The organism is Arthrobacter sp. 05N429, from assembly GCF_056397045.1.
Genome location: NZ_JBFTMQ010000003.1, coordinates 408,860 through 416,256, shown reverse-complemented (window position 1 = coordinate 416,256; position 7,397 = coordinate 408,860). Strand labels below are relative to the sequence as shown.

The 7,397-nt window shown below is 69.9% G+C and carries 7 protein-coding genes; 3 read left to right on the top strand and 4 right to left on the bottom strand.

Annotation, left to right across the window (positions count from 1 at the left end):
- On the top strand, window positions 1-763 hold a 763-nt coding region (locus AC1DF4_RS08865), incomplete at its 5' end, for an HNH endonuclease (protein ID WP_476912516.1).
- 62 nt (window positions 764-825) lie between these two features.
- On the opposite strand, the gene AC1DF4_RS08860 is transcribed toward AC1DF4_RS08865, so the two are convergent.
- From AC1DF4_RS08860 to AC1DF4_RS08850, 3 genes are read right to left on the bottom strand one after another with little or no spacing between them, the layout of a single operon-like run.
- Window positions 826-1,344 carry a hypothetical protein gene (locus AC1DF4_RS08860; protein ID WP_476912515.1) on the bottom strand — a complete coding sequence of 173 codons (519 nt, stop codon included), beginning with the start codon at window positions 1,342-1,344 and terminating at the stop codon, window positions 826-828.
- Window positions 1,337-1,843 carry a hypothetical protein gene (locus tag AC1DF4_RS08855; protein ID WP_476912514.1) on the bottom strand — a complete coding sequence of 169 codons (507 nt, stop codon included), beginning with the start codon at window positions 1,841-1,843 and terminating at the stop codon, window positions 1,337-1,339. Before AC1DF4_RS08855 ends, AC1DF4_RS08860 begins: the two co-directional genes overlap by 8 nt.
- Before the next feature lie 47 nt (window positions 1,844-1,890).
- The gene (locus tag AC1DF4_RS08850) at window positions 1,891-2,277 is read right to left on the bottom strand and encodes a hypothetical protein (protein WP_476912513.1); all 387 of its coding nucleotides are present in this window, start codon (window positions 2,275-2,277) and stop codon (window positions 1,891-1,893) included.
- Between the two features lie 167 nt (window positions 2,278-2,444).
- On the opposite strand from AC1DF4_RS08850, the gene AC1DF4_RS08845 reads away from it, so the two are divergent.
- On the top strand, window positions 2,445-2,954 hold the full coding sequence (locus AC1DF4_RS08845) for a universal stress protein (protein ID WP_476912512.1): 510 nt from the start codon (window positions 2,445-2,447) through the stop codon (window positions 2,952-2,954).
- 68 nt (window positions 2,955-3,022) lie between these two features.
- On the opposite strand, the gene AC1DF4_RS08840 is transcribed toward AC1DF4_RS08845, so the two are convergent.
- Window positions 3,023-4,537, bottom strand: a complete 1,515-nt coding sequence (locus AC1DF4_RS08840) for a CYTH and CHAD domain-containing protein (RefSeq protein WP_476912511.1) — start codon at window positions 4,535-4,537, stop codon at window positions 3,023-3,025.
- Between the two features lie 101 nt (window positions 4,538-4,638).
- Between AC1DF4_RS08840 and hrpB the strand changes: the two genes are divergently transcribed.
- Entirely contained in the window at window positions 4,639-7,311 is a 2,673-nt protein-coding gene (gene hrpB, locus AC1DF4_RS08835) for an ATP-dependent helicase HrpB (RefSeq protein WP_476912510.1), read from the top strand.
- Window positions 7,312-7,397 lie beyond the last annotated feature (86 nt).

The window sequence follows — 7,397 nt, the reverse complement described above, 5'->3', positions numbered from 1 at the left end:
CCCCGGCGGCATCACCGGGATCGAGATTCAGCTCGTCATGACCGACCGCACCCTTTTCCAGGGCGACAGCGAACCCGCCCGCCTCCCCGGCTACGGGGTGGTCCCCGCCGGCTGGGCACGGGAACTGCTCAAACGAGGAGGAAAAGCGGCAGGCGCACGCGAGGAACCAAAGCACGGAACGGGAACAGGCGGCAGCGGCGTGGCAGGAACAGGCGCCGGCCGAGCACGAACTGAGGGAACGGATACGGTCACGGACACCGCCGACGACGACCGTGACCTTAGCGTCTGGCTGCGGCGGCTCTGCACCGCTCCCGGCGCCGGGGAGCTCACCGTGATGGACTCCCGCGCAAGGTTCTTCCCGGCCGGGCTCAAACGCTTCCTGGCAGTCCGCGACAGCACCTGCCGGACCCCGTACTGCGACGCCCCCATCCGCCACCTGGACCACATCATCCCCTGGCACCACGGCGGCCAAACCACCCACGCCAACGGCGCCGGACTCTGCGAAGCCTGCAACCACACCAAAGAAACCCCCGGATGGACCGCCAAACGCCGGCCAGGACCCCGGCACACCCTCGAAATCACGACCCCCACCGGCCACACCTACCAATCCATGTCACCACCACTGCCGGGGATGCTGCTGACCGGTCCACCCCCGCCGGGTTCCACCCTTCCGGCGGTCGAAGTCAGCCACCACCGCCGCAAACTCCGACACCACGCGAAGTCCCTCAAACGTGCCGGCATCCGACAGGCCTGGGCGGCTTAAAGCCGGCATGCGTCCTGGCCATTGCAGGGTCCAGTGTCACGCATCGCGACCATCACCCGGGTCTACCGGATGATGGTCAGGGGTTTCGTGGGTATCACGCAGGACACCCTTTCAAGGGTGACGGCCGCACCGGCAACCCGGTTGTTCCTGCCGGTGTCATCGCACCAGTCGATGTTGAAGGGCATCGCGGTGATGGCTGCCTCTCCGTCGGCGGTCCCGGCCGGTACGTCAAAGGCGTAGCTGAAGCTGCCGCCGTCGTTCATGGGGGCTGTCGCAGTGAACACTTCCGCGCCGGCTGCGTCGGTCATGGTCACCTGGATCCGGGCGTTCGCGCCATAGCGCGGGTCGCAGTCGGCATCCGGTGCCGTCAATGTCACCCGGTCGCCCGGTTTCGCGCTCGACGGTGCCACGGAAAATGCCGGCGGGAAACAAGGCGGCGCCCCGTCCCCGGGGGTGGTGGATGCGCAACCCGACACCCCGGAAGCCAACAGGATGACGCACACCGGCAGGACCGCCAGGGACCGGAGGCGACGACGGCGGCGGGCGGGGTGCCCGGGACCGGCCGCCAGAGCTTCAGGCACGGAGCTTCTCCCGCCACCCGGCAGTCCGCAAGAGGGCGAGGGCCAGGAGGGCCAATAACGCGAGTCCGCTTGCCAGATAGAGCATTCCGCCCCAGGGGGCATGATCGCCGCCCGACGTGGCAAACGCATCAGCGATTCCCATCCCGCCCGTAAACGCCACGAACATGTGGGACGGGGCCGCGAGGACCAGCAATGCCAGATAACCGGCGACAACGTGGCGCGCGCGTGGGGCCCGCTCAAGGATCGTGCCGATCAGGCCGACAACGGCCAAGGCCACACCGACAGCACTCCAGGCGATCACGCGCGGCGCGCCCAAGGTCTCGCCGGCGGCGTCCATGGCCGCATGGATTTCGCCAAGAGTGGCGCCGGGGACTGCCGCCAGCGGATTCCACACAAGGGTCTGGTAGGCACCGGCTACCGAATACGCGACCAGCGCCGCGGAGCCGACACCCGCGGCAAGGACCGCGCGGCGCTTCGGAACATTTCCCCCATGATCCATGCGCAAAAACTACCACCACCGGGCAGCTTGGCCGGACTGAAGCCCGGTCAATTGAGCGAGAGGATGAGATAAAGGGCCGTAAGCACCAGGACGGTAGGCGTCATAACGAGTCGCTCCGGTTTGCTGCGGGAGATCCCGTTCATGACGATGCCGAGCGCGAAATATGCCGTGAGGACCCACGCGGCGACCCCCGTGACGGTGTCGTTGATGAGCGGTGGCGCCAACTCGGCCTTGGCCAGAGCGGTATAGGCGAAAAGAGCGTACAGGGCGATGGACACAGCGCTGGCAACCCTCAGCTTCTTCGGAAGGACTGTGTGTCCTCCGCCCCAGGCCATCCTCCCCAGCGGTGCCCCGGCAGCGAGGGCGGCCTGGAAAATCGCCAGGCCGGCCAGGATTGCGCATGCCAGTAGTGCGGAAAGTTGGTCTAAGGCCATCAGGAACTCATCCTCCATGGAACTACCGGGGCTGCTGCGGCGCAGCCGTTGCCGCAAAAATAGCAGTACCACCCGCGAATTTCGGGGAACCTGCTGCGCTCGATTCCGGTCGCTGGCTATCCTGACCCCATGGACATGCTGGCAACCCCGGGCGCAAGCCTCCTCTGATGGGTTCCTCCCGCTACAATCGCCGGTCCGCGGCCGGCGGCGAGTGGCCGGCCGGCCCGGTGGTGCTGGGCGTTGCGTGGGAACCGTCCGGACACGTGGTCCGCGCCGGCGCCAGTTTGGCGGCCCGGCTGGACGCACACCTGATTTGCGCGTTCGTGGACCCGGCCAGCTACCTCACCGAATGGGAACCCTCGGACTCGAGGACCAGTTCATCCCTGGATCCGGCCGTCAGCAGCGAGGCGGACTTCCCCTCCGGCCACGTCCGCGAAGAACTCCAGGCCATCCTGGGACCGCCAGGGGAGGACTGGTCGTTCAGGGTGCTGAACGGCGCTGTTGCCCCGGCGCTTGGCCGGCTAGCGGAAAGCACCGACGCGTCAGTGCTGATCGTCGGAGGAGACCGTCCCGGCCGGCTCGCTGCCATGGAGCGGATGCTGGAGGGATCGGTCAGCGCGCAGCTGGCCAGCCTGCAATCCAGGCCAGTCCTGGTCATCCCCGCTCAGGACCCGTGACCGCCAGGCCGAGGCCAGGTGCGCCGCCGTCCGGCGTCGTAATCGACATCCGGGTGCCCAGCGGCCGCCTATTTCCAGCGGAACGGCTCGGGCGGTGACGTACTCCATGTCCGGAAGAATTGCTCGCGGGATTCCTCGCCAGCCACTTGTTCCAGGGCATGCAGCCGGCCGTAGGTGAAAGCAGCCTTTCCGCGATGATTGGCCGCCAGTTCGCGCAGCCGGTCCCGGGTGACCACGCTGTCATGGTGATCGCCCAGGCTCTCCTGGATCGCCTCCGCGGACCGTGCGAGCGTGGTCGCCCGCTTCCCGAAAATCGGGACCGCGGCTTCGGCCGCATAACGCAGCCGCTTGGCGCTCTTTCGGACCTCATGAAGTGCGGCATCCGTGGCCGGACTCGCGGAAGCGGCGTCGAGGGTGTGTACTTCCTTTTTCAGGCGTTTGCGCTCCTTCGCCAGGAGTCGGCCCACCGTCTGCAGCGCGTCCTTCCCGGCAATGTCAGTCAGCTGCGGTTCCCTGAGGAAGGCATCCAGCGAATCGAGAAGGCGGAAGTAGCGGGCACTCCTGAGTGCAGCAAGGCCCTTTGCGCGGGCGCTATGGGCTGCAGCCTCGAAGTGCTCCTCGATCTGCTGCACTACCGGACCCATCAACAGGTCCGGCGGTTCGGCGCCGATCAGGTCCAAGAGCCTAGCCCGCATCACCTCATTGTCCCGGGCTTCACCCACGGTGCCGGCCAGCCATTGAAGTTCCGAGCGCAGCGACCGTGTGACATCGTGGTCGGCAAGTTTCCGGAAGGTGGCCAGCGCGGACCGGATCCTTCGCGCGGCCACCCGGAGCTGATGGACGGAGTCCGGCGCGGCCTCCCGGACCCCGGGGTCATGCCGCTTCAGGGCTGCGACCTGCTGGTTCAGGTAGGAAAGGAGCACCGCCGACGCCGGCCCCTCGGGCTCCGGCCCGGGTGCCGGTTTGTCGCCCGGAGGATACTGTCCGCCCAAGCCTCGGGCGAGTTTGGACGGCAGTGCCGACGGATGGTGTCCAGTTTCAGCGAGCAGTGTATCGGCGCCTTTGAGCAACTTCCTGGGGCCGTCGATGAGTTCTATTTCCCATTCCCGCCAAGCGGTGCGGGCCTCCGGCTCCAGCAAGGTCTGGGAATCCACCCGGTCGTCGCAGAAGTCGGCCAGGGCCGTTCCATCGGACGCAAAGAGGCGCTGGGTGGTCCGCCGGGTCTTCAGCCGCGCAACCGGAATCACGTCCTGATCCCTCGTATGGACCTGGACGAGTTGCCGCAGCCGCCTGGGCACCGAATCCGGGTCTTTGCCCAACCGCCCCGTGAACTCCTGACGTTCCCCAACCGCCACCGGGAGTTTCAGGTGCCATCCGGCATCGTGGCCACCGGTCCGCCGGCGCAACGTGATTCCGCGGGTAGCCAGTGCCAGGCCGGCGGTATCGAAGTAGAGGGCGTCGAGTGCCTCTTCCTCGGGCGAGCCCACCCGGTCCACCCCCGGCAACGACTCCAGGACCGGCAGCTTGTCGTCCTCGCCGACGTCGTATTTTCGCTCCACTTCGAGCATCTCGGAGTCGGTCATGGCCAAGCGTAGGCCCCCAGGAGCTGGGGCCGCATGAGCCGAAAGTCCCGCATCAGCCCCGGAAGGATCCGGGGCCCCGGCTTTGTAGGGACAATGGAAGCGTGACTTCTCCGGCCGTTCCGTTGCCCCCCGCTCCTGCGCCCTTCGATCTGGCGGTCATCGGGACCGGCTTGGCGTTCGCGCACTCGCTCGGCGAGCTGGCCGACGCGCTCCGGGCCGGCGGACCATCCGCAACCGCCGTGGTCCAGGCGCCGCCGGGCACGGGCAAGACAACTCTCGTTCCGCCGGTGCTGGCCAACCTCGCCCTGGACGCCGCCCCGCAGCCGGGGCGGGCGGGCGCACCGCGCATCATCGTCACCCAACCGCGACGGGTTGCCGCGCGGTCGGCGGCCCGGCGTCTCGCTGCGCTGGACGGCAGCCGGCTGGGGGATCGCGTGGGGTACACGGTTCGCGGCGAGCGCCAGGCCGGGCCGGGCACCCTGATCGAATTTGTCACCCCCGGAATCCTGCTGAACCGCCTGCTCGCGGATCCGGGGCTGGAAACAGCCACCGCCGTCATCCTCGACGAAGTGCACGAACGCGGCCTCGAGACCGACCTGCTGCTCGGCATGCTCAACGAGGTCCGCCAGCTGCGCGGCGATCTCACCGTCGTCGCCATGTCTGCCACGCTGGACGCGCCGCGCTTCGCCGCCCTGATCGGCAACGCCGGGGAACCCGGCGACGCAGCGGACCACGACGGCGGCGGGCCGGCACCTGTCGTCGATTGTCCGGCCGCGCTGTACCCGCTTGAGTTTGACTGGGTGCCCGCAGCGGTGCCCCGGCTGGATGAACGCGGAGTGACGCGTGCCTTCCTGGACCACGTGGCGGACACGGCCGCTGCTTCGCATGCCGAAGCGCTGGCGTCCGGCCAGGACGTGGATGCCCTGGTGTTCGTCCCGGGGGCGTGGGAAGTGTCCTATGTGGCAGGCCGCCTCCGCGGCCGGTCGCGCGCTGAGATCCTGGAGCTGCACGGGCAGGTTGGTCCCGCAGAGCAGGACCGCGCCGTCTCGGGGCGGGAGCCCGGCGGGAACCCGCGGATCATCGTGGCGACGTCGCTGGCCGAATCCTCCCTGACCGTCCCGGGAGTCCGGCTGGTCATCGACTCCGGGCTGTCCCGCGAGCCCCGGCGCGACGCGAGCCGCGGTATGTCCGGGCTCGTGAACGTGTCCTGCTCCCGGGCGTCCGCCGAGCAGCGCGCCGGGCGGGCTGCCCGCCAGGGGCCAGGCCGGGTGGTCCGCTGCTACGACCAAAGGACCTACGGTGCCGCACCGGCCCACCAGACACCGGAGATCGCCGTCGCGGACCTCACCGGCGCCGCCCTGGTCCTGGCCTGCTGGGGTGCGCCCGGCGGCCGGGGGCTATCGCTGCCTGACGCCCCGCCGCGGGCCGCGATGGACGAGGCCGTGGAAGTGCTGCGGGAACTCGGCGCGGTAGGTGCGGACGGGACCGCCACGCATCTCGGCAAGGCGCTGGCCCGGGTTCCCGCCGATCCCAGGCTGGCCCGGGCGCTGCTGGACGGAGCTGCCGCCGTGGGGAACCGCGCTGCCGCGGAAGCCGTCGCCCTCGTCGCCGGGGACCAGCGTGCCCCCGGCGCCGATCTTCCGCGCCTCCTGGCCGCCCTGCGCACGGGCAATGATCCGGCGTCCCGGCGCTGGACGGAGGACGTCCAGCGGATGGAGGCGATCGCGCGCCAAGAGCGGTCCGGCGTCGCGCCCCCTCCGGCGAATGCCGTGAGCGCCGCGGAGGCGGTCGGCTACGTCGTCGCCCTCGCTTTCCCGGACCGCGTCGCGCGCAGGGTCCCCGGCGACGGGCCGGAACGGTACCTGCTCACCTCCGGTACGCGGGCCGGGCTGCCAGCCGGAAGTTCACTGTCCGGGCACGAATGGCTTGCCGTCGCCGAAGTCACCCGGGCCCAGGGGCGCGATGCGGCCGGTACCGGCGCCGTCATCCGTTCGGCCGCGCCGCTGACGGCGGACACGGCCGAGGCCGCCTCCCGGCATCTCCTGGGCGACACCGTGGAGGCCAGGTTCAGCCAGGGCCGGGTCACCGCCCGGAAGGAACGCCGGCTGGGCGCGATCGTACTTTCGTCCACTCCGCTGCGCCCCTCAGCCGCGGAGGGCCGTGCGGCGGTCGCCCGGGCCCTGGCGAAGGAGGGGCTGGGAAGCATTGGATGGTCGACGGCGGCGGACGCCTTGCGCCGCCGGCTTGCGCTGGTGCACCGGGAACTCGGGGACCCATGGCCGGACATGTCCGAGCCGGCGCTGCTGGCCCGGCTCGACGAGTGGCTGGAGCCTGAACTTCAGGCGCTGGCCGGCGGCGCTGCCACGAGCGGCATCGACCTGGGCGAGCCTCTGCGGCGCCTCCTGCCCTGGCCCGACGCCGCCCGGCTCGGGGACCTGGTGCCGGAACGGCTTGAAGTGCCGAGCGGCTCCTGGGTGAAAATCGACTACCCGGGAGTGGGCGACGACGGCGGGCGCCCGGTAGTGGCCGTCAAGCTGCAGGAATGCTTCGGCTGGGACCGGACGCCGCGGCTGGTGGGCGGCCGCGTGCCGGTGCTGTTCCACCTGCTCTCGCCCGCCCGGCGGCCCCTGGCCGTGACGGATGACCTCGCCTCGTTCTGGTCCGGACCCTACGCCCAGGTCCGCGCCGAGATGCGCGGCCGGTATCCGCGGCATCCCTGGCCGGAGGATCCCTGGACGGCGCCGGCGACCGCCCGAACCAAGAGCAGGGGCTGAAGCGCGGGCCGCTGTTACGTCATTGTGACGTGGCTCACGGCGTGTTGGGTATCCTAGAGGCGGTCAGGAAGTCGGCCGTTCATGCT